General features: G+C 63.1%; 20 protein-coding genes, 1 other RNA gene and 1 pseudogene. 11 read left to right on the top strand and 11 right to left on the bottom strand.

Annotated elements, in window-relative coordinates:
- Positions 1 to 90: 90 nt before the first annotated feature.
- Positions 91 to 837, bottom strand: a complete 747-nt coding sequence (locus tag IVB05_RS04610) for a YebC/PmpR family DNA-binding transcriptional regulator (protein ID WP_247783264.1) — start codon at positions 835 to 837, stop codon at positions 91 to 93.
- Positions 838 to 1,039: 202 nt separating this feature from the next.
- Between IVB05_RS04610 and IVB05_RS04605 the strand changes: the two genes are divergently transcribed.
- Positions 1,040 to 2,809, top strand: a complete 1,770-nt coding sequence (locus IVB05_RS04605) for a methyl-accepting chemotaxis protein (protein ID WP_247783263.1) — start codon at positions 1,040 to 1,042, stop codon at positions 2,807 to 2,809.
- 108 nt (positions 2,810 to 2,917) lie between these two features.
- On the top strand, positions 2,918 to 4,342 hold the full coding sequence (locus tag IVB05_RS04600) for a methyl-accepting chemotaxis protein (protein ID WP_247783262.1): 1,425 nt from the start codon (positions 2,918 to 2,920) through the stop codon (positions 4,340 to 4,342).
- 21 nt (positions 4,343 to 4,363) lie between these two features.
- Here the strand turns inward: IVB05_RS04600 and IVB05_RS04595 are convergent, their stop codons facing one another.
- From IVB05_RS04595 to IVB05_RS04565, 7 genes are all read right to left on the bottom strand, one after another.
- Positions 4,364 to 4,567 carry a hypothetical protein gene (locus IVB05_RS04595; RefSeq protein ID WP_247783261.1) on the bottom strand — a complete coding sequence of 68 codons (204 nt, stop codon included), beginning with the start codon at positions 4,565 to 4,567 and terminating at the stop codon, positions 4,364 to 4,366.
- Between the two features lie 63 nt (positions 4,568 to 4,630).
- A complete protein-coding gene (locus IVB05_RS04590; protein ID WP_247783260.1) occupies positions 4,631 to 4,810 on the bottom strand; it encodes a hypothetical protein in 180 nt (59 codons plus the stop codon).
- Between the two features lie 116 nt (positions 4,811 to 4,926).
- Complete coding sequence (locus tag IVB05_RS04585) at positions 4,927 to 5,748, bottom strand: TIGR00282 family metallophosphoesterase (protein WP_247783259.1); 822 nt, start codon at positions 5,746 to 5,748, stop codon at positions 4,927 to 4,929.
- A 3-nt stretch (positions 5,749 to 5,751) separates the two neighbouring features.
- Entirely contained in the window at positions 5,752 to 6,327 is a 576-nt protein-coding gene (locus tag IVB05_RS04580) for a 5-formyltetrahydrofolate cyclo-ligase (RefSeq protein ID WP_247783258.1), read from the bottom strand.
- 205 nt (positions 6,328 to 6,532) lie between these two features.
- Positions 6,533 to 6,693: non-coding RNA, 6S RNA (gene ssrS / locus IVB05_RS04575), on the bottom strand.
- A gap of 52 nt (positions 6,694 to 6,745) precedes the next feature.
- On the bottom strand, positions 6,746 to 7,129 hold the full coding sequence (locus IVB05_RS04570) for a cell division protein ZapA (protein WP_108514215.1): 384 nt from the start codon (positions 7,127 to 7,129) through the stop codon (positions 6,746 to 6,748).
- Positions 7,126 to 7,446 (bottom strand): DUF4164 domain-containing protein, encoded by a 321-nt coding sequence (locus tag IVB05_RS04565; RefSeq protein ID WP_247783257.1) that lies wholly within the window; start codon positions 7,444 to 7,446, stop codon positions 7,126 to 7,128. Before IVB05_RS04565 ends, IVB05_RS04570 begins: the two co-directional genes overlap by 4 nt.
- Positions 7,447 to 7,734: 288 nt before the next feature.
- Between IVB05_RS04565 and tkt the strand changes: the two genes are divergently transcribed.
- The 8 genes from tkt to IVB05_RS04525 all read left to right on the top strand — a co-directional run bounded on the left by tkt (position 7,735) and on the right by IVB05_RS04525 (position 17,209).
- Entirely contained in the window at positions 7,735 to 9,720 is a 1,986-nt protein-coding gene (gene tkt, locus IVB05_RS04560) for a transketolase (protein ID WP_247783256.1), read from the top strand.
- Positions 9,721 to 9,860: 140 nt separating this feature from the next.
- Complete coding sequence (gene gap, locus IVB05_RS04555; protein ID WP_247783255.1) at positions 9,861 to 10,868, top strand: type I glyceraldehyde-3-phosphate dehydrogenase; 1,008 nt, start codon at positions 9,861 to 9,863, stop codon at positions 10,866 to 10,868.
- A gap of 127 nt (positions 10,869 to 10,995) precedes the next feature.
- Positions 10,996 to 12,192, top strand: coding sequence for a phosphoglycerate kinase (locus tag IVB05_RS04550; RefSeq protein ID WP_247783254.1), 1,197 nt, complete (start codon positions 10,996 to 10,998; stop codon positions 12,190 to 12,192).
- Between the two features lie 50 nt (positions 12,193 to 12,242).
- The gene (gene fba, locus IVB05_RS04545; protein ID WP_247783253.1) at positions 12,243 to 13,310 is read left to right on the top strand and encodes a class II fructose-bisphosphate aldolase; all 1,068 of its coding nucleotides are present in this window, start codon (positions 12,243 to 12,245) and stop codon (positions 13,308 to 13,310) included.
- 112 nt (positions 13,311 to 13,422) lie between these two features.
- Positions 13,423 to 14,448 carry a class I fructose-bisphosphate aldolase gene (locus IVB05_RS04540; RefSeq protein ID WP_247783252.1) on the top strand — a complete coding sequence of 342 codons (1,026 nt, stop codon included), beginning with the start codon at positions 13,423 to 13,425 and terminating at the stop codon, positions 14,446 to 14,448.
- 17 nt (positions 14,449 to 14,465) lie between these two features.
- Positions 14,466 to 15,191, top strand: a complete 726-nt coding sequence (locus IVB05_RS04535; RefSeq protein WP_247783251.1) for a thiamine phosphate synthase — start codon at positions 14,466 to 14,468, stop codon at positions 15,189 to 15,191.
- 9 nt (positions 15,192 to 15,200) lie between these two features.
- Complete coding sequence (locus IVB05_RS04530; RefSeq protein ID WP_247783250.1) at positions 15,201 to 16,331, top strand: tetratricopeptide repeat protein; 1,131 nt, start codon at positions 15,201 to 15,203, stop codon at positions 16,329 to 16,331.
- Between the two features lie 86 nt (positions 16,332 to 16,417).
- A complete protein-coding gene (locus IVB05_RS04525) occupies positions 16,418 to 17,209 on the top strand; it encodes an inositol monophosphatase (RefSeq protein ID WP_247783249.1) in 792 nt (263 codons plus the stop codon).
- A gap of 207 nt (positions 17,210 to 17,416) precedes the next feature.
- Here IVB05_RS04525 and IVB05_RS04520 read toward each other — a convergent pair.
- The 3 genes and pseudogenes from IVB05_RS04520 to IVB05_RS04510 form a co-directional block, all read right to left on the bottom strand.
- Positions 17,417 to 17,607: pseudogene (locus IVB05_RS04520) on the bottom strand (transposase); the annotation flags it as partial.
- 1,186 nt (positions 17,608 to 18,793) lie between these two features.
- Entirely contained in the window at positions 18,794 to 19,516 is a 723-nt protein-coding gene (locus tag IVB05_RS04515; RefSeq protein WP_247780060.1) for a metallophosphoesterase, read from the bottom strand.
- Positions 19,506 to 20,300 carry a hypothetical protein gene (locus IVB05_RS04510; RefSeq protein ID WP_247780059.1) on the bottom strand — a complete coding sequence of 265 codons (795 nt, stop codon included), beginning with the start codon at positions 20,298 to 20,300 and terminating at the stop codon, positions 19,506 to 19,508. The genes IVB05_RS04515 and IVB05_RS04510 overlap by 11 nt, the downstream gene beginning before the upstream one ends.
- 818 nt (positions 20,301 to 21,118) lie before the next feature.
- On the opposite strand from IVB05_RS04510, the gene IVB05_RS04505 reads away from it, so the two are divergent.
- Positions 21,119 to 21,271 carry a transporter associated domain-containing protein gene (locus IVB05_RS04505; protein ID WP_346771828.1) on the top strand — a complete coding sequence of 51 codons (153 nt, stop codon included), beginning with the start codon at positions 21,119 to 21,121 and terminating at the stop codon, positions 21,269 to 21,271.
- Positions 21,272 to 21,410 lie beyond the last annotated feature (139 nt).

Here is a 21,410-nt window from a genome sequence, read left to right as displayed (position 1 = left end):
TCGCTTTTATCGATAGGACAACGCGGTATGGGTCCCTGCGCCCGTGCGCAATTGCGCACTAGGCAGGGACGACCAATTACCAATCACCAACTACCCGCCCATCTTCGCGACCAGCGCGTCGGAAATCTCGAAATTGGCGTAGACGTTCTGGACGTCGTCGTGCTCGTTCAACAGGTCCATCAGCTTCAACAGCTTCTCGCCGGTCTCGTCGTCGACCGCGATCGTGTTCTGCGGCTTCCAGGTCAGCGCCGCCTTGCGGGCTTCGCCGAATTTCGCTTCCAGCGCCTTCGCAACCTCGCGAAAGGTTTCCTGCGAGGCGTAGATCTCGTGGCCGCTTTCGCTTGATACCACGTCGTCGGCGCCGGCTTCGATCGCTGCGTCCAGCATGGCGTCGTCGGAGGCTTTGCTGGCGTCATATTCGATGATGCCGGTGCGATCGAACATGAAGGCGACCGAGCCGGTTTCGCCGAGATTGCCGCCGGACTTGGCGAAGAAGGAACGGATGTCGGACGCGGCGCGATTGCGGTTGTCCGTCAGCGCCTCGACGATCACGGCGACGCCGCCGGGGCCATAGCCCTCGTAGCGGATTTCGTCGTAGCTCTCGCTGTCGCCGCCGGTCGCCTTCTTGATGGCGCGCTCGATATTGTCCTTCGGCATGTTCTCCTGGCGCGCCGCGATCACGGCCGCGCGCAGCCGCGGGTTCATGGCCGGGTCCGGGGTTCCGAGCTTGGCCGCCACCGTGATTTCCCGCGCCAGCTTGCCGAACAGTTTCGACTTCTGGGCATCCTGCTTGCCCTTGCGGTGCATGATGTTCTTGAACTGGGAATGGCCGGCCATGCAGGGGTCTCTTGGATTCGTCCGGAGGAGATGTGGGTGAAAGCGCGGCCTTATAGGCCGGCAATCGGGCAAAATCAAAGATTTGCGGCCGATTCGGCTACTAAAGTAGCGCCCGCCAGCTGGAATATCAGGCAGTTGTTAACCATGATTTCATGCTCGGATGAGAGGATTTCGCACCGGTCCTCAACTTTTAAGAGATGCCATGGCGTTCGGTTTGTTCAAAAAGCAGGTGCTGGAAGCGGCTGCCCCTGCCGCTGAAGCCAAGGTTCCGCAGGCCCCGGCCGCGGCTGAGGCCGTCAGCACCGAGGGCGATTCGGCCAGGGCAATCCTTGAACTGCTGGAACTCGAACTTGGCACGATGATCCGCCAGCTCGAGCGCGCGGCCAATTCGGTCGCCGGCGGTGCCGAGGCGACGGCTGCGACGCTGTCGACCATCCGCCAGCGCACCGATGCCCTGACGAACCGAACCAGCGCCGCACAGGGCACCGCGACGACCTTTTCGCACGCCGCCGACAAGTTCACCCAGTCGGCGCAGGGCATCGGCTCCCAGGTCCGCGACGCCGGCAAGCTTGCCGACCAGGCCAGCGACGCCGCCCGCGAAGCCAGCGCCAATGTCGACCGCCTGAGGGAGTCCTCGGCGGCGATCGGCAATGTCGTCAACCTGATCGCGCAGATCGCACGGCAGACCACGCTCCTGGCGCTCAATTCCACCATCGAGGCCGCACGCGCCGGCGAGGCCGGGCGCGGCTTCGCGGTGGTCGCTACCGAGGTGAAGGCGCTCGCGGTGCAAACCCAGAACGCGACTGAAGAGATCACCAAGAAGATCGAGGCGCTGCAGCGCGACGCCGCGGGCTCGGTCGACGCCGTGCATCGCATCTCGCAGGCGATCGAAGCGATCCGCCCGGTGTTCGAGAACGTCAACGGCGCGGTTGCCGAGCAGAGCGCGACGACCGGCGAAATGGCCGACAACGCGGCTTCCGCCTCCAGCTTCATCGGCTCGGTCGGCGACAGCGCCACCGAGATCGATCATGCGACCAAGGAAGCCGAGGCCCATGGCGAAAGCGTCGCCAGGGCCGGACAGGCGGTCACCAAGTTTGCGCAAAAACTCAAGGCGCGCTGTGCGGTGCTGCTGCGCCAGGGGGACAAGGAAGGCGCACGCGAGGATCGCAGCAAGCAGCAAAAGCTGCCCTGCAGCCTCAAGATCGAGATCACCGGCCCGCGCGGCGTGATGTCGGCTGCGGTCTACGAAATCTCGATGGATGGCATTCTGGTCAGCGGGACTGAAGCCGAAAAGCTGGCGCAGGGCCAAAGCTTCGATGCCACGCTGCAGGATGTCGGACCTTGCCGGATCAGGATCGGCGACCGCTCGAAGGCCGGCACACACGCCCGGTTCGAGCGGCCGAACGCCGCGCTGATCGAGAAGATCGAAGACAGGCTGTGGTCGATCCAAGACGACAACACCGAGGCGGTCACCCGCGCGATGGAAGCCGGCGCGGCGCTGAAGAAGATTTTCGAGAACGGTATCGACAGCGGCGCCATCTCGATGGAAGCCGTGTTCGACACCAACTATGTCGAGATACCGGGCAGTAACCCGGTGCAGTACCGCACCAAAATCCTGGACTGGGCCGACCGCGCGCTGCCGCCGTTCCAGGAAGCGTTCCTCGCCAAGGACAAGCGGATGGCGTTCTGCGTTATGATCGACACCAACGGCTACCTGCCTGTTCATAACAAGATCTATTCGCACCCGCAGCGGCCGGGTGACGTCACCTGGAATACCGCCAACAGCCGCAACCGCCGCATCTTCAATGATGCGGCAGGCCTTGCCGCCGGGCGCAACCAGCGCGCCTATCTGATCCAGAGCTACGCCCGCGACATGGGCAACGGCAACATGGTGATGATGCGCGAGATCGACGTGCCGATCCGCGTCAAAGGCCGCCACTGGGGCGGCTTCCGCACGGCCTACCGGCTCTAGTGCGCTCTCAGGCAAGACCCCAAGGCGCGAATCGCGTTCTAAACCTGGAATTGGAATGCGATCGCCGCGGTGGGCCGATCATCGGCTCTGACTGGAGAAAGCTCGAACATGTCCTTTGTGCAGCGTGCAGTCCTGGACACTCAATCCAACCAGACACTGGCCGAACGACTCATTGACCAGCTTGCCGACCGCATCGGCGGGCTCGGCGTGGAACTTGCCGATATCGCCGGCAACGTCCAGGAGGTCGCAAGCCGCGTCGCGAACCAGTCGGAGCGGTTCCACCACTTGCAGAAGACGGCCCAGACGATGGTCTCGGCCAACCGCGACATCGCTAATGCATCGCAGGCGGTGCAATCGACCACGTCCGCAGCCGTCGTAGAGATCGTTCAGTCGCGCAGCGCGGTGGATACGGCCGTCAAGCACATCGCCGAACTCGTCGAAGCGGTCGGCCGCATCGAGGCCCGGCTCAGCGCCGTCGGCTCCGCCCTCTCGCAGGTTGCAAAAGTTTCCGGCTCGATCGAGGCGATTGCGAAGCAGACTAACCTGCTCGCGCTCAATGCCACGATCGAGGCGGCGCGCGCCGGAACCGCCGGCCGCGGCTTTGCCGTGGTCGCGAGCGAAGTGAAGAGCCTGGCGGAGGGAACTCGCCAGGCCACGCAGCAGATTTCCGATACCATGCGCGATCTCGACGGCCAGATCGGCAGCCTGATCGGCGAGAGCAGCGACGCCTCACTCCGCGCCAAGAGCGCCGGTGAAGGCGCACAGCAGATCAGCGGCATCATCGCGCGCGTTCACCAGGGCATCGCGTCCGTAGGTCAGGAGATCGACGGCGTCGCCAGGGCCGCGACGTCCAATCTCGGCCATTGCGACACCGTTATCACCGAGCTCAGCGAGCTCGCCAAGGGCGTCGACCTCTCCTCGCGCGATCTCAAGCACGCGGACGACCGAGCGGCAAAGCTGCTCGAAACGTCCGAAGACCTGATCGCGCAGATCGCCGGCAGCGGCGTCGAGACTTCGGATGCACCGCTGATCCGCGTCGTCGTCGACACCGCGAAGCGCATCTCGGCCGAGTTCGAGGCCGCGATCGACCGCGGCGAGATCACGGTCGACCAGTTGATGGACGAGAAGTACCGCGAAATCGCACGTACCGATCCGAAGCAATATCTGACCGACTATGTCGCCTTCACCGACCGCGCCCTGCCTTCCATTCAGGATCCGATCCAGAAGAGCGATCCGCGCATCGTGTTCTGCGTCGCCTGGGCCAAGGGCGGCTATCTGCCGACCCACAATCCGAACTACCGCCTGCCGCAGGGGCCCGACCCCGTCTGGAACAACGCTAATTGCCGCAACCGCCGCCTGTTCAACGACCGCGCGGTGAAGAAGGTGGCGGCGAACACAAAACCGTTCCTGCTGCAGACCTATCGTCGCGACATGGGCGGCGGAAATTTCGTGCTGATGAAGGACCTGTCGTCACCGATCTTCATCGGCGGCCGCCACTGGGGCGCATTCCGCATGGGTTTTCGGCAGAGCTAGACCGTGACCGGTCGTCGCGCGCTATCGCAGGCTCGCCGGCAGTTCAAACCCCTGGTATTCGCGCGTCAGCAACGCCTTCAGCGCCGGCATGTTCGGCGTCGCGCCTTTTGCCGGCATCGGGTTATTGTCCGCCTTGACGAAGTCCGGCGGCGTGCCCGGCAATTTGTACAGATTGAAATTGGTTCGCCTGATCGCGAAGTCGGCCTGCAGGTAGCGCTCGCTCATCATCAGACCTACGTCACAGCCGCGCCGATAGCGTCGGCCGAGCGCTTCTCTCCGCGTGGACCTTTAGGCATTGCCGACTCCCGCGAGCTTGGCGTCGCACTCGGCGACCACCGATTCCCAATATGCCACGTCTTCGGGAGTGTGGGGCTTTTCAAAGGCGTTGGCCGCAAAGCCATTCAGCATGGCGATGGCCAATCGGCGTTCATCTTCCCATAGCCCAATCAAATCGACATCGTCTGACATATCGCGCCTCATGCTTTCCGCTAAGCATAAAGGATCGCGGCTGGATGGCGATAGATTTCAACCCCGCCAAACTGCGACACTACCCGGCATCGACATTCTCCGGCCTTTGAATCCCTTCAGACCCAAAACCCCGGCACCGCCGGCTCGAGCCTTCCGCCTTTCCGCACCGGCGCGACGCGCAGCGCGAGGCCGGTGGAATCATCGGTCTCGACCGCAACGCCGCTGAGTGTCGCCACGCCGGCCGCCGGTTCGAAGCGCCCTGAGGGAATGCCCGTCGTGAAGCGCCGCAGCGGCTCTTCCTTCTGCATGCCGATGATGGAATCATAGTCGCCGGTCATGCCGGCATCGGTCATGTAGGCGGTGCCGCCGGCCAGGATCTGGTGATCGGCGGTCGGCACATGGGTGTGGGTGCCGACGACGAGGCTGGCGCGGCCGTCGCAGAAGAAGCCGATGCCCTGTTTCTCGCTCGACGCCTCGCCGTGGAAATCGACCACGATCGCATCCGCCGCCTCGCGCAGCGGACAGGCTTCGAGTTCGCGGTTGAGCGTCGCGAAGGGGTCGTCGAACGGCGTCATGAAGACGCGGCCGATGGCGTTGATAACAAGCGCGCGTTTGCCGTTCTTGGTATCGACCAGCGCCGCGCCGCGGCCCGGCGTGCCTTTTGGGTAGTTCGCGGGGCGGATCAGTTTTGGCGCGCGCTCGATGAACACCAGCGCCTCGCGCTGATCCCAGGCGTGATTGCCGAGGGTTACGGCATCGGCGCCGGCGTCGAGGAATTCCTGATAGATCGCCTCGGTGATGCCGAAACCGCCGGCGGAATTCTCGCCGTTGACGACGACGAGGTCGAGGGCCCAGTCACGGACCATGCCAGGCAGATATTCCGCGATCGCGGCGCGGCCTGCCCGGCCGACCACGTCGCCAACGAAGAGAATACGCAAAGTTCAGCTCCGGAAATCGAACACTTTCTTTTCCGTTAGCACATAATCCAGCGCCACGTCGTGCGGCAGCGCGGGAACGGCTTTTATTTCCTGCAACGAAAAGGCGGTGCCGACCGCCGTGATGGCTTTCACTTTACGCAAATGGGCGAGCGTATAGTCGTAATGTCCGGCGCCATAGCCGATGCGGTGGCCCTCGCGGTCGAACGCCGCCAGCGGCACAAGCATGACATCGGGAATGAGTTCGGCGGCGGCCGGCGACGGCTCGAGGATGCCGAGCGGCCCCATCATCAGCCGGTCGTCGGGCGACCACGCGCGAAACGCGAGCGATTTGCCGCGCGCCATCACCGCCGGCAGCGCCAGCTTCGCGCCTTGTTCGGCGAGCTTGCGCATCAGGGGCGCGGGATCGATCTCGCTGCGGATCGGCGAATAGCCTGACACCACCATGCCGGGCAGAATCGTGAATGGCACGCCACGCTTGGCCATCGCCTGCGCCGCGGCGGCGCGTTGCTCATCGCTCAACGCATCGCGTTTCGCCAGCGCGGCGGTGCGGAGGTCGGCTTTGGACAGGGTTGCCGTCATGCGGGGTCTTGTTCTGCCGTCATCAGCAAGCACAGGATTTCGACGCAATCGTAGCCCGGATGGAGCGCAGCGAAATCCGGGGCCTTGTCGCAATCGAACAGCCTGTCCCGGATTGCGCTTCGCTCCATCCGGGCTACGCTGGGCACGCCTCAGCAGCGGCAATGCACCGAAGAACTTTGGAAACAACCCACCGACAAAACAAGAGTGCGAAGCCGCGAACGCCGTTGAAGCACTCGATCCCGGAGTTCCCTACGAAAGTAGGTGGGCACCATATGTCCGGGTCCACGGACCCGGCCAGGGACAGTTCCCTAAAGGATCGATAAGGCCCCGGGGATATATGGCTCCTGACGCACGACGCAGCTTCGCGGAACCAATGTAAGCGCTACGGACCGACTCCGCCAGCACTAACGCTGGCCCTTCACCCGATCGCGACGCCGCTGCCGATGGTGCGGTTCAGCATCTGTGTGGTCTTCTCGATGCGGTCGGCGGCGGCGTTGAGCGCGTTGGCGACCGCGACCTGGGTGGCCTTGGCGCGGTCAGAGGCGGCGACACGAACGTTGCGCAGGGTTTCGAGTTCGCCCTCCAGCGCGCGGATGCGCGCGTTGGCATCGAGCAGTTCATCGCACACGGTGAGCGCGGCCATCACCGTGAGGCGCGCATCGCCGATCTCGCCGAACTTGCCGCGCAACTCGCCGACCCGCGTTTCCAGGCTCTCGGCGAGCTTCAAGAGCCGCACTTCCTGCCCTTCCTCGCAGGCCATGCGATACTGCCGGCCATTGATGGTGACGTTGATGTGGCTCATTCGCTCTCTCCGGCATCGAGCACCGCGCGGATGGTGCCGATCGCGACATCCAGTTTTTCTGATACCTCGCGATTGGTGCGCTCCAGCCGCCGCGTCTTCACCAGCGAGCCGTCGAGTTCGTCGGCGAGCCGCGAGCGATCGGCGCCAAGCGCCTGGATCCGGCTCGCCAGTTCGTTCTCGTCGCGGTCGGCGTCGCGCCGCCGCTCCGCCGCGGCCTCGAGCGCATCGAGCGCCATCATCAGGCGCCGCGTGGCGACGTCGATGTCGGCATAGACCGGCTCGGCATTGCCGGCCCCGTTGCTGTGACGATCGCTCATGAGAGACAGCGCGCACCTTCGCGGTAGGCCCGCCGCACAGCAGCAAAATCCGCGGTTCGGCAAGCGGTTAGAGCCCGAAATTTACGTGGCAAGCGAGGGAAGCGCAACGCCAACGCGAAGCTATGCACTGCTAAGCAACTTTTCGGACGGCAAGCGCGTTTCCCCGCCTTGGACTCACGGGGATTGTGGTGCTATCCAGCCCGGACTTCCCATAGGCCCACGCCCGTATTGCGGCCTCGCCCGGTACGTACCTACAACCAAGCACCTCATTTCAGGCGGATTTTCATCATGACGCAGGTCGATCATACCCGTATGGCCAATGCGATTCGCGGGCTTGCCATGGATGCCGTCGAAAAGGCGAAATCCGGCCATCCCGGCTTGCCGATGGGCGCCGCCGACGTCGCGACCGTGCTGTTCACACAGTTCCTCAAATTCGATGCGACGGCTCCGGCCTGGCCGGACCGCGACCGCTTCGTGCTCTCGGCCGGACACGGTTCGATGCTGCTCTACGCCTTGCTCTACCTCACCGGCAACAAGGACATGACGCTCGACCAGATCAGGAATTTCCGTCAGCTCGGCTCCAGGACGCCGGGACACCCCGAGAATTTCGAGACCAGCGGCGTCGAGACCACCACCGGCCCGCTCGGCCAGGGCATCGCCACCGCGGTCGGCATGGCGCTGGCGGAGAAGATGCTGGTCGCCGAGTTCGGCAAGAAGGTGGTCGGCCACCACACCTACGTGCTCGCTTCCGACGGCGACCTGATGGAAGGCGTGTCGCAGGAAGCGATCGCGATGGCCGGCCACTGGAAGCTCAACAAGATGATCGTGCTGTATGACGACAACGGCATCTCGATCGACGGCCCGACGTCGCTTGCCGATTCGGTCGACCAGGTGAAGCGATTCAAGTCCGCCGGCTGGGCGGCTGAACTGATCGACGGGCATGATCCGAAGGCGATCGCGGCCGCGATCACCCGCGCGCAAAAATCCAACAAGCCGTCGCTGATCGCCTGCAAGACCACCATCGGCTACGGCGCGCCGACGCGGGCCGGCACGGCGAAAGCCCATGGCGAGGCGCTCGGCGCCGACGAGCTCAAGGGCGCCAAGGAAAAGCTCGGCATCTCGCTCGAAGCCTTTTCGGTGCCGGACGATGTGTTGAAGGCATGGCGTGAGGCCGGCAGCCGCGGCACTGCCGCGCGCGAGGAATGGCAAGCCCGCTTCGACGAGCTCGGCAGTCGCAAGCGTGCCGAGTTCGAACGGCGGATGCGGCACGAACGGCCGGCTTCGCTGGCGAAGGCGCTGCGCGCCCACAAGAAGGCGCTGCTGGAAACGCCGCAGAATGTCGCCACGCGGAAATCCTCCGAATCCGCGATCGAGGCGATCGCATCAGCGATGCCGATGGAATTTTTGGCCGGCTCCGCCGACCTCACCGGCTCCAACAACAACAAAGCGAAATCGGCAGTAGCGTTCTCCGCCAAGACGCCGAAGGGCCGCTTCATCCATTACGGCATCCGCGAGCACGGCATGGCCGCGGCGATGAACGGCATCTTCCTGCATGGCGGTTTTGCGCCGAACGGCGCGACCTTCCTGGTGTTCACGGACTACGCGCGCCCGGCGATGCGGCTCGCCGCGCTGATGGGCGCGGGCGTCGTCTACGTGATGACCCATGATTCAATCGGGCTCGGCGAGGACGGCCCGACGCATCAGCCGGTGGAACACCTCGCCGCGCTACGTGCGATTCCCAACATGCGCGTGTTCCGGCCCTGCGACGCCGTCGAGGTAACGGAATGCTGGGAACTGGCGCTGAACCGTGTCGACGGTCCGACGGTGTTGGCGCTGACCCGCCAGAACCTGCCGCAACTCCGAACCAATGCGCCGAACGATAACCCTTGCGCGCATGGCGCCTATGAGCTGGTCGCGGCGCAGGGCGACGCCAAGGTGTCGCTGTTCGCCTCGGGCTCCGAGGTCGAGATCGCGGTGGCCGCCCAGAAGCAGCTGGCGGAACGCGGCATCGCGTCGCGGGTGGTCTCGGTGCCCTCGCTCGAATTGCTGCTGGCGCAGCCGGCGGACCGGCGGAAGGCCATCATCGGCAACGCCCCGGTCAAGATCGCCATCGAGGCCGCGGTACGCTGGGGCTGGGATGCCGTGATCGGCCCGGATGGTGAATTCGTGGGCATGCACGGTTTCGGCGCCAGCGCGCCCGCCAAGGACCTTTTCAAGCACTTCGGAATTACCGCCGAGGCCGTCGTTAACGCTGCCCTGAAGCGCTTGGGCTGACGGTTGAGATTACTGGGAAAAAGGACTACCTAGACCCCCATCTTGACCGTTCCCGCCCGGCCGAACCGGGCGTTCCGCCGTCAGCACCTCCGTGGAACGTCTCCGCGGGGCCGGCTCCGGCTATTAGAGGAGAAACGAGCATGGCAGTCCGGGTCGCGATCAACGGATTTGGCCGCATCGGCCGCAATATCTTGCGGGCCATCGCGGAATCCGGCCGCAAGGATATCGAAGTGGTCGGGATCAACGATCTCGGCCCGGTCGAGACCAACGCCCATCTGCTGCGCTTCGATTCCGTGCATGGCCGGTTCCCCGGCATCGTCACCGTCGACGGCGACTCGATCAGCGTCGGCAATGGCAAGATCAAGGTTTCCGCCGAGCGCGACCCCTCGAAGCTGCCGTGGAAAGAACTCGGCGTCGACATCGCGATGGAATGCACGGGTATCTTCAGCGCCAAGGCCAAGGCCGTTGCGCACCTGACCGCCGGCGCCAAGCGCGTGCTGGTCTCCGCTCCCTCCGACGGCGCGGATGCGACCATCGTCTACGGCGTCAACCACGACAAGCTGACCAAGGATCACCTGGTCGTCTCCAACGGCTCCTGCACCACCAACTGCCTGGCCCCGGTCGCCAAGGTGCTGAACGACACCGTCGGCATCGAGACCGGCTTCATGACCACGATCCACGCCTATACCGGCGACCAGCCGACGCTCGACACCCTGCACAGCGACCTCTATCGCGGCCGCGCCGCGGCGATGTCGATGATCCCGACCTCTACCGGTGCGGCCAAGGCGATCGGCCTGGTGCTGCCGGAATTGCAGGGCAAGCTCGACGGCGTCGCGATCCGCGTGCCGACCCCGAACGTCTCGGTGGTCGACCTCAAGATCGTCGCGCAGCGCAAGACCGACGTGAAGGAAATCAACGAAGCGATGAAGCGCGCTTCGGAACAGCAGATGAAGGGCATCCTCGGCTACACCACCGCGCCCAACGTCTCGATCGACTTCAACCACGATCCGCACTCGTCCACGTTTCACATGGACCAGACCAAGGTGCAGAACGGCACGCTGGTGCGCGTGATGTCCTGGTACGACAATGAATGGGGTTTCTCCAACCGCATGTCGGACACCGCCGTGGCGATGGGGAAGCTTCTGTAAGTCTCGTGTTCCGGACGCGTTGCGGCACGAAGTGACGCGACGCAGAGCCGGGACCCATCCAACCCAGGTCCCAGTTCTGCACAGCGGCACTTCGCGCCGCAGTGCGCCCGGGACAAGAGACCTGCCAATGACAAAAACATTCCGCACCCTCGATGACGTCGACGTAAAGGGCAAGCGCGTCCTGCTACGCGTCGACCTCAACGTGCCCATGGAGAGCGGCCGCGTCAGCGATGCCACGCGGCTCGAGCGCGTCGCGCCGACCATTACCGAGATTTCCGACAAGGGCGGCAAGGTCGTCCTGCTCGCCCATTTCGGCCGGCCGAAGGGGCGCGATGCCAAGGATTCGCTCAAGCCCGTTGCCACAGCACTCGGGCAGGTCATCAAGAAGCCGGTCGCCTTCGCGGATGACTGCATCGGCGAGGCTGCAGCCAAGGCGGTGGCTGCGATGAAGGACGGCGACGTCCTCTGCCTGGAGAACACCCGCTTCCATAACGAAGAGGAAAAGAACGATCCGGCCTTCGTCGCGGAGCTGGCAAAGCTCGGCGACATCTGGGTCAACGACGCCTTCTCGGCCGCGCACCGCGCGCATGCCACGACCGAAGGCCTCGGCCACAAGCTGCCCGCCTATGCCGGCCGCACCATGCAGGCCGAGCTCGACGCGTTGGCTAAGGCGCTGGAAGCGCCGACCAAGCCGGTCATCGCGATCATCGGCGGCGCCAAGGTCTCCACCAAGATCGACCTCCTCGAAAACCTCGTCAGCAAGGTCGACGCGCTGGTGATCGGCGGCGGCATGGCCAACACCTTCCTGCACGCGCAGGGCGTCGGCGTCGGCAAGTCGCTGGCGGAGAAGGATCTCGCCGCCACCGCGCTGCGCATCATGGAAAAGGCGGAGGCTGCGAACTGCGCCATCATCCTCCCCGTCGACGCGGTGGTTGCCTATCACTTCGCGGCCAACTCGCCCTCGCACGCCTATGGGCTCGACGCCATTCCGGCCGACGGCATGATCCTCGACGTCGGCCCGCAATCGACCGCGCGGATTCACGCCGCGATCGACGACGCCAAGACGCTGGTCTGGAACGGCCCGCTCGGCGCGTTCGAGATGACGCCGTTCGACCGCGGCACGATGGTTGCGGCCAAGCACGCGGCAGAGCGGACCAAGGCGAAGAAACTGATTTCGGTTGCGGGTGGCGGCGACACCGTCGCGGCGCTGAACCAAGCCGGCGTATCAGGCGATTTTTCCTATGTTTCGACGGCCGGCGGCGCGTTTCTCGAATGGATGGAAGGCAAACCGCTGCCCGGCGTGGAAGTTCTGAAGCAGCGTTAAACCGAGATTTAATGGAGCGCCGAAGGCGCGGCAAATACAGGAGAATTTGAATGGCTCGCATTACCTTGCGTCAACTGCTCGATCATGCGGCAGAGCACGATTACGGGGTGCCGGCGTTCAACATCAACAATATGGAGCAGGCGCTGGCCATCATGGAGGCCGCCTCTTCGCTCGATGCCCCCGTCATCATCCAGGCCTCGCGCGGCGCGCGCTCCTACGCCAATGACGTGATGCTCAAGCACATGATGGACGCGGTGACCGAAATCTATCCGCAGATCCCGGTCTGCGTGCATCTCGACCACGGCAACGAACCCGCCACCTGCATGACCGCGATCCAGGCCGGCTTCACCTCCGTCATGATGGACGGCTCGCTGAAGGCCGACGGCAAGACCCCGGGCGATTGGGACTATAACGTCGGCGTGACCAAGACCGTCACCGACATGGCCCATCTCGGCGGCATCTCGGTGGAAGGCGAACTCGGCGTGCTCGGTTCGCTGGAGACCGGCATGGGCGACAAGGAAGACGGTCACGGCGCCGAAGGCAAGCTGTCGCACGACCAGTTGCTCACCAACCCCGACGAAGCCGTAAAGTTCGTCAAGGAGACCAGGGTCGACGCGCTGGCGATTGCGATGGGCACTTCGCACGGCGCCTACAAGTTCACCCGCAAGCCGGACGGGGATATCCTCGCCATGAACGTGATCGAGGAGATCCACCGCAAGCTGCCGAACACGCATCTCGTGATGCACGGTTCGTCCTCGGTGCCGCAGGATCTGCAGGAGATCATCAACGCCAATGGCGGCAAGATGAAACCGACCTGGGGCGTGCCGGTGTCCGAAATTCAGCGCGGCATCAAGAACGGCGTGCGCAAGATCAACATCGACACCGATAACCGCATGGCGATGACCGGGCAGATCCGCAAAGTGCTGAAGGACAATCCGGAAGAGTTCGATCCGCGCAAATATCTGAAGCCGGCGATGGAAGCGATGGCCAAGCTGTGCAAGCAGCGGCTGCAGGAATTCAATACCGCAGGCCAGGCCAGCAAGATCAAGAAGGTGCTGACGACGGCCGAAATGGCCAAGCGCTATACAAAGGGTGAACTGGACCCGCGGGTTGCCTGAGCAGGCCGCCCGCGCCTCGCAAACACCCCCGCTGCGACGAACGTTTTCTAGGCAATTGCCCGAGAACCGCCTATTTTGGTGCGCAAGGGCATGATGTTTCTGGAGAACTTCGATGAATCTTGCTGACCTCAACAAGGTTGCCCTCGCCATGGTCACCCCGGGCAAGGGCATTCTCGCCGCCGACGAATCCTCCGGCACGATCAAGAAGCGCTTTGACGCCATCAAGGTCGAATCGACCGAGGAGAACCGCCGCGACTATCGCGAGATGCTGTTCCGCTCCACCGAGGCGATGAGCAAGTATGTCTCGGGCGTGATCCTCTACGACGAGACCATCTGGCAGAATGGGAAGGACGGCACGCCGCTGGTCAAGCTGATCGAGCAGTCCGGCGCGATCCCCGGCATCAAGGTCGATGAGGGGACGCAAGGCTTGCCGCAATGTCCGGGCGAACTGGTCACTGTCGGTCTCGACAAGCTCGCCGAGCGGCTGAAGAAATACTACGAGCGCGGCGCGCGCTTCGCGAAGTGGCGCGCAGTGATCGACATCGGAGCGGGCATTCCGACGATGGCCGCGATCAACGTCAACGCGCATGCGCTGGCGCGCTACGCCGCGCTGTGCCAGGCCGCGCAGATCGTGCCGATCGTGGAGCCGGAAGTGCTGATGGATGGCGATCACGACATCGACCGCTGCTATGACGTGACCCAGCGTGTGCTGAACAAGACGTTCCAGGAATTGCGGGTCCAGCGCGTCGAACTCGAAGGCATGGTGCTGAAGCCCAACATGGCCATTTCAGGCAAGAAGTGCGCGAAGCAGGCTTCCGCCGAGGAAGTCGCGGAGAAAACCGTGCGGCTGTTGAAGGCGTGCGTGCCCGCAGCAGTGCCCGGCATCGCCTTCCTTTCCGGCGGACAATCCGATGAGGATGCGACCGCGCATCTGAACGCCATGAACCGGATCGGCGGACTTCCATGGCGGCTGACCTTCTCCTACGGCCGCGCACTGCAGGCGGCGCCGCAAAAGGCGTGGTCGGGCAGGCCTGAGAATATCGCCGCGGGCCAGCGCGCCTTCACTCACCGTGCGCGGATGAATGCGCTGGCGAGCAAGGGCGAGTGGGAAACCGGCCTTGAAAAGAAGGTCGCCTAGACTTGGCTAATAAACACTTGGCCAATAAACCTGTTCCGCCGCGCCCAGCGCCGCGCCTCTATCTCGCGACATCAGAGGTGGACGACCCGGCGCAGCTCGCGGCCCAGCTTCCGGAACTATTGGCAGCGGCCGACGTCGCGGCGGTTCTGCTGCGGCTGAAGCAGACCGACCAGCGCACCATGATTTCGCGCGTGAAGGCGCTGGCGCCCATGATCCAGAACGCCGGCGCCGCGCTCCTGCTCGACGGTTACGTCGAACTGGTGGCGCGCGCGGGCGCCGACGGCGCGCATCTGAACGGCCTCGCCGCGCTGGAAGATGCCTTGCCGTCGCTGAAGCCGGACCGCATTGCCGGCGTCGGCAGCCTTGCCACGCGGCACGATTCGATGGCCGCGGGCGAACGGGGCGCGGACTACGTGCTGTTCGGCGAGCCCGACGCCAAGGGCCAGCGGCCCTCGGCTGAAGCGATTGCCGAGCGCCTGCAATGGTGGGACGAACTGTTCGAGCCGCCTTGCGTCGGCTTTGCCGTCTCGTGCGAGGAGGCTGCCGAATTCGCAGCCAGCGGCGCGGATTTTGTGCTGGTCGGCGATTTCGTCTGGGCCGACCCGCGCGGCGCAAAGGCGGCGCTGATCGATGCCGCGCAGGCGATCGCGCAAGCGCACGAAACAGCGTTTGGAAGAGCCAAGGCTGGTACTGACAAGGCTGGCGCTGACAAGGCCGGCACGGATAAGGCCGGGCACGGATAACGCCGGACCATGAAACTCCTGCGTCCCATATCGCTGCTTGCGGGCCTCTTGATGACGATGACCGGCGCCACCGCGCAGATCTCGCTGACGCCGCCTGCCGCGCAGCCGCCCGCGAGCCCTCCGCCTGCGAAAAAGGAGGCGCCCAAACCAAAGGCGCCGACGGCTGCGAAAAAGCCCGCTGCGACGCCGACGCCGACGCCGTCGGCGCCGCTCAAGCCTGCGGTAACGACCAGGCCCGCGGCAACGCCTGTGCCGTCCCCCTCGCCGACGGCTGCCTTCGAGGACCCGAATGTCGACCTCGTCTACGGCGCCTACCAGCGCGGCCTCTACAAGACCGCCTTCGATCTCGCCACCACGCGCGCGCAATATAACGGCGACGCCAAGGCGATGACGATGCTGGGGGAACTCTATGCCAACGGGCTCGGCATCAAGCGCGACTATGCGAAGGCCGCCAATTGGTACCAGCGCGCGGCGGATGCCGGCGATCGCGAAGGCATGTTCGCGCTCGCCATGATGCGGCTGTCCGGCCGCGGCGGCGCCACCAACCGCGAGCAGGCCGTCAAGCTCTTGGCCTCCGCGGCCAAGCTTGGCAACCCCAAGGCGGCCTACAATCTGGCGCTGCTCTATCTCGACGGCAACACGCTGCCGCAGGACCTCAGGCGCGCCGCCGAGCTGCTGCGCGCTGCGGCCGACGCAGGCAACCCGGAGGCGCAATACGCGCTGGCAACCTTCTACAAGGAAGGCACCGGCGTGCCGAAGGACATCGACAAGGCGGTGCGGCTGCTGCAGGCGGCTTCGCTGGCCGACAATGTCGACGCCGAGGTCGAATATGCCATCGCGCTGTTCAACGGCACCGGCACGCCGAAGAACCAGGCCGCGGCGGTCGCGCTGCTGCGCAAGGCGGCGCGGCAGAATTCGCCGATCGCGCAGAACCGCCTCGCCCGCGTGCTCGTGAGCGGACAGGGGGCGCCGATGGACAAGATCGAAGGCCTGAAGTGGCACCTTGTCGCCAAGACCGCCGGCAAGGGCGATCCCGAGCTGGATGAACGGCTCTCGGAGCTCAGCCCCGAGGATCGCGCCAAGGTCCAGGAGGCCGCAAAAAAATGGACCGGCACCACCGCTGGCACGGCCAACAAATGACGCCTTGACGGCGGCACATCTGCAGGGCACCCAGTCCCCAATCCCCTGACGGCTTGGGCCGTTCCCTCACACCATAAGCTCGCATCATGCTGTATTCCGCCCTTATCAACGTCATGGTGAAAGCCGCGCGCCGCGCCGGCCGCAGCCTCAAGCGCGACCTCGGCGAGATCGAGCACCTGCAGGTGTCGCTGAAGGGGCCGGCGAACTTCGTCACCAAAGCCGACAAGCGTGCCGAGGAAATGCTGTACGAGGACCTCGCCAAGGCGCGGCCGGGCTACGGCTTCATCGGTGAGGAAGGCGGCAGCCGCGAAGGCGCCGACAAGAGCCACACCTGGATCGTCGATCCCCTCGACGGCACCACCAACTTCCTGCACGGCATCCCGCAATTTGCGATCTCGATCGGCCTGCAGCGCGAGGGAACGATCATTGCCGGCGTGATCTACAACCCCGCCAATGATGAATTATACATCGCCGAGCGCGGCAAGGGCGCGTTCCTCAACGACCAGCGGCTGCGCGTCGCCGGCCGCCGCAGGCTCGATGAATGCGTGGTCGCCTGCGGCCTGCCGCATATCGGCCGCGGCGACCATGAATTGGCGCTGAAGGAAATGGCCGCGCTGCAGAACAAGGTCGCCGGCTTCCGCCGCTTCGGCGCCGCCTCCCTCGACCTCGCCTTCGTCGCCGCCGGCCGCCTCGACGGCTACTGGGAACGTAATTTGCAGCCCTGGGACATCGCCGCCGGACAGATCATGGTGCGCGAAGCCGGCGGCACGATCTCGGGCATTGAGGGCAGTGACGATCCGCTGAAGACGGGGCATGTGATCTGCGGGAATGAGTATGTGCATGCGGAGTTGGTGAAGATCCTGAAGCCGCTCGGCTAGTAGAGCGACGGTTCCAGCCGCGCGCCGTAGTCATCATCCGCGACCGGGTGATGCAGCCTTCCGGAGGCGGCGGAAGGACACGTAGGAGCCTCGGCGCTCCCAGCCAAAATATTGAAAACAACCCCATGCACAGTAGCCGGCACGCGTCGAGTGCCGAAGTAGACATTTGACACGTCGGGCAAATCAGCGAGACAAGACCATCATCCGCCGAACGAAGCGATTGTAACAAGTCGTGCGGAGACTATAGGTCGCCGGCAGGTCGCGCCATGACCTGAACGCAGGACCCAAACGATGCCATCGCGCACGCGGCGGTCATCTACTCGCCGAATGCCGCGCGGCTTGTTCGGCAACATCGGCTTAATGGCGGTCCACTCATGTTCGCTGAATTCGCAGCGCATGATTCGAGGCTCCGATCGAAGCTTGAATGACGTCCACGGTAGCGCCATCAATCCGCACCGGCCTGTAGCGAAGCCGCTAATGCTCTGAATTTCTTTCGGAGGCATAGCCGACATGGCCGAACTTGCCGCTGGGGTCGCCCGTGTAGCGATTGACCCATTTCGGATGTCGGCCGGTTTCACGGCTCATATTCGAATGCGTCGTCGGCGTAACTGCTGACGTTGCCGCGGCGTCCGAGATTGCAGATGTCAACCATGAAGACATTTGAGTCAGAGCTCGCGAGCCAGAAGCAATGCCGTCTCATTACCGCGTTTGGACAGCTCTTCGCAACGCGATATCGAGAGCATTGCACTAAAAACTGGAACGGCCAGTGTCCATCACCGATCAGCAGCCGCAAACTGAACGTCGCTTTGGCGCGTGGAAGTGCGTGATAATTGTTATGCCACTCCCGCCCGTCGGATTTCGTACTGTGATTTGAGAGCTGCCTCGAATACTTCGAGCCCGGAAGTCGTTAGTCCGTTTCGGGTGACTAGACCGCGCTGAATAAGGTCTGCCGTTTCGACGCTATCATCACCGCGTAATGACCCGCCTCCGAAGAGCTTGATGAGTATCCTTTGTTGACGGCGCGTAAGCTCGTTCCACGACATCGTGCCGGCCCCTCAACTCCGAGCGAATCCACAATCACTCAGCAAGAGTTAGTGGCACATGAGGCTAAATCGTGACGGTTCGCCGTTCAGTAGACGCCTTAACCTCGCAGGATGAGAAAGAGCGAATCCATCGAACAGGCTTGGTGCTGCTCCCACGGATGATGCAGACATAGCCCGATATCGGAGATCATCGATCTACGCTAGTAGACCACGCTCCGTGTGAGCCCTCGTGCTGAGCTTTAGGACGACACGGTCGTGGCGCTCCTTTGAGACGGGAGCTTTAGATAAATGCTTAATAGATTGGCGCTATGTTCACTGACGCGCGGATTGGTATTGCGTGGCTGAGTGCTCCTTCTTCCCACCGCCCCTCCACCTTTAACACTGGTCTGACGCAGCTCTGGCCTCGCAGGATGCAAAGTACTCTTCGGATTGCGACCGAAGGCCTGCTCGGCCTGGCGCGAATCCAAAAGTACGCGTGGACTTGGGTGACTGCCCAGAGACGACTCGCTCGATGCAAGGGGCTTTCAGGTGACCCCCACCGTCAGACGGAAATGAGCGCATAGGACAACCCTGAAGGCTTCTGCACGCCCATGGCGACGTTGTACACCCGCGCTCCGGCGGGCGTGCGGCCCTCATACTTCCCGCGATGCGCATGACCATGCACGACGGCGCATACTTTGAAGCGGTCAATGGTCTCTGCAAGGCGCGAGCACCCGAGGAAGGGATAAATTTCGAGAGGTTCACCCTCCACCGTGTCGACAATCGGGGCATAGTGAAGGACCACGACGGCGCGCCGGCTGTTCACCGTGCGCATGATGTTCTCCAGCCGCATCGCTTCATTCATCGCTTCGGCAACAAACGTCTTGATCGCCGGCTCGCCGAAAGAGCTTAGCATTCGTGGACCAAATCCGCCGGCAAAGCCCTTCACGCCAATAAATGCCACGCCATTAACTTCGGCTGCCTGGCCATCGAGCAGGTGTACGCCCGCGTCACAAAGGATTCGTTTCACCTCGTCGGCATGTCCCGACTCGTAATCGTGGTTCCCAAGGACGCCGATTACTGGGACAGAGCAGGCACGCAGCTCTTTAGCGAGGATTTCCGCCTGTGCCGGAGTTCCCGTATCGGTGAGGTCGCCGCAAAGGACCAGGGCGCCGGCACTCTTCGAGATTGCTTGAAACAATTCGCGGAGCGAGCCCGACTGCCCATCCTTCACATGAAGATCGCCCATGCCTGCAAATGTGAATGAACTTGCATCATCGTTCATTGCCGCACTCGTCTTCGACGTTCAGGAAGCCCCACTTCTCGGTCGCACTTCGGTAATCGGAGCTGGAAAGCAACCGACCGCGGCAGAGTTTCGTCGCCGGTGGCGGACCTTCCCGCTGCCGACTCAATCGTTCAAGAAGATCGTCAAGCAGCCAATCTGGAATGGCATCTCGCTCACTCGGATAGATCCAACGAAACGTGAGCAGATGACAAAGCAGTATCTCCCAATGTGGGTTCATGTACATGATCAGGCGCTGCCAATCGATTGCCTCTCGCTGCTTAAGAATGAGATGGACGATATCGACGCCATCATGACGGTTCCGCTTCTGGATGAACGCCTTGGTCCAGATCAGCTCGGTGGGGTTGATCACAGGCACGCAATGCCCGAGCACTTGAGCCTGTGTTGCATACTGAAACCACTCTTCCTGAACCGGCACGGCGCCATTGCTGGAACCAAAGATGACGTCGACGAAATCGCGACCGCGGTGAACTTTTCCCAGCCAACTCTCATTCGCCGATACCCGATTGTTCCGCTGTAGGTGAGAGAGCAGGCGAGGGAATTCCGCGGCAGTCGTAAAAATGTCTAGGTCCTTTGTCGGGTACCGCGCATGGGTATAAAGATTTACGGCGTACCCGCCTCCGATCATGAACGGAAGGTCCGATTCGAGGAGATCCCTCAGGACAATTGAATAGAACTGCTCCGTATGGGTAAGAGACGCGAGTTTGAACGCATCGACATCTGTCGAACGTACCGTACCCGGCGCTGGGCGATCTCGCGCGTGCACTGATCACTCCATTTGGTCCTGAATACTAATCGGCGCGCATCGTGGAAGTTCCTTTGAGTTCCGAATTGAACGACTCGGCGCGAACGGCCGGGCGACAGCAGAAGGCGTGCGAAAGAGCAGGACAAACGCTTCCTAGCGACGTGAGGTGGACAATCGGTTGATTGTCTTTGACTGCGTGCCGGCCCGCGCCGCGCCAGAAACTTCAGCCCTTGTCCCTGAGCGCATTCGTGGCGAAAAAGAACTCCTCCAATTCATCGCGCGCTCGCGACGAAAGGTGGCGGATGTCCTTCAAATTCGTCTCGAGAGGCAAACGGTCACGCACTGCGAGCGCGCTTCAACATTGCAATAACAGCGGCGACGACCTAGCGCGATCACTCTCAAAACGAACGGTCGCCGCAATCATTCCGATAGTCTCATCCAGGCGGCTGCAACCCCGGCGAAGTCAGCCATTCGTCGATATGAGCGGCATCGCGCGCCTTCTTCAAAAGAAAGTCTCGATCCTCTAAAAGAAGGTCTCGATCCTCTCCCGGCGGCAGACGCTCGGCTTGCCTTCTGACCTGCTCGGCTTCTCGGAGAAGGCTCTCTTCAATCGAGGTCGAGGGCCTACTACGGTGCTTCATGAGGGCCTCCGTCGTTTCGGTTCCCCGCCCGAGGCCCATTGATAACCCCGCTGACCAGGGCCGGGTTCCCTCTCCGCACGGTAGGAGCATCATGCTGATCGGCATGCTATCGGGCGCTTTCTCAGGCGCTACGTGCCTGCGCTCGAATTGCAGAATTGATCGGGATTTCCCTTCCTCCATCGCGGTCCTATCAGACGTTTGCTGGTTTTTTTGCTTCAGGAATTCGGTACCATCCCTACCATTGGCGATAGAATTGATGTTAAGGGATGGCGATTCGAAATTGTCGGCCTCGACGGCAGGCGCATAGACAAGGTTTTGGTCAACTGGCTTGGAGCCTCAATAAATGCTTGATAGCTGCTCCTGGCACTTTTGAGACATGTCCGCCTATCCTGAGAATGTCCGTTCGCCGGGGTAGACCGGAAGTCGCCGTCATCCGGTCAAACCGACGCGATTGACCCAGGCTGTGTGAAAACCCCGTCGATGCTATGAT

It is taken from the genome of Bradyrhizobium sp. 170, from assembly GCF_023101085.1.
GTDB lineage: Bacteria > Pseudomonadota > Alphaproteobacteria > Rhizobiales > Xanthobacteraceae > Bradyrhizobium.
The sequence above is the reverse complement of the archived record's forward strand: the minus strand, read 5'-3'. Positions and strand labels throughout refer to the sequence as shown.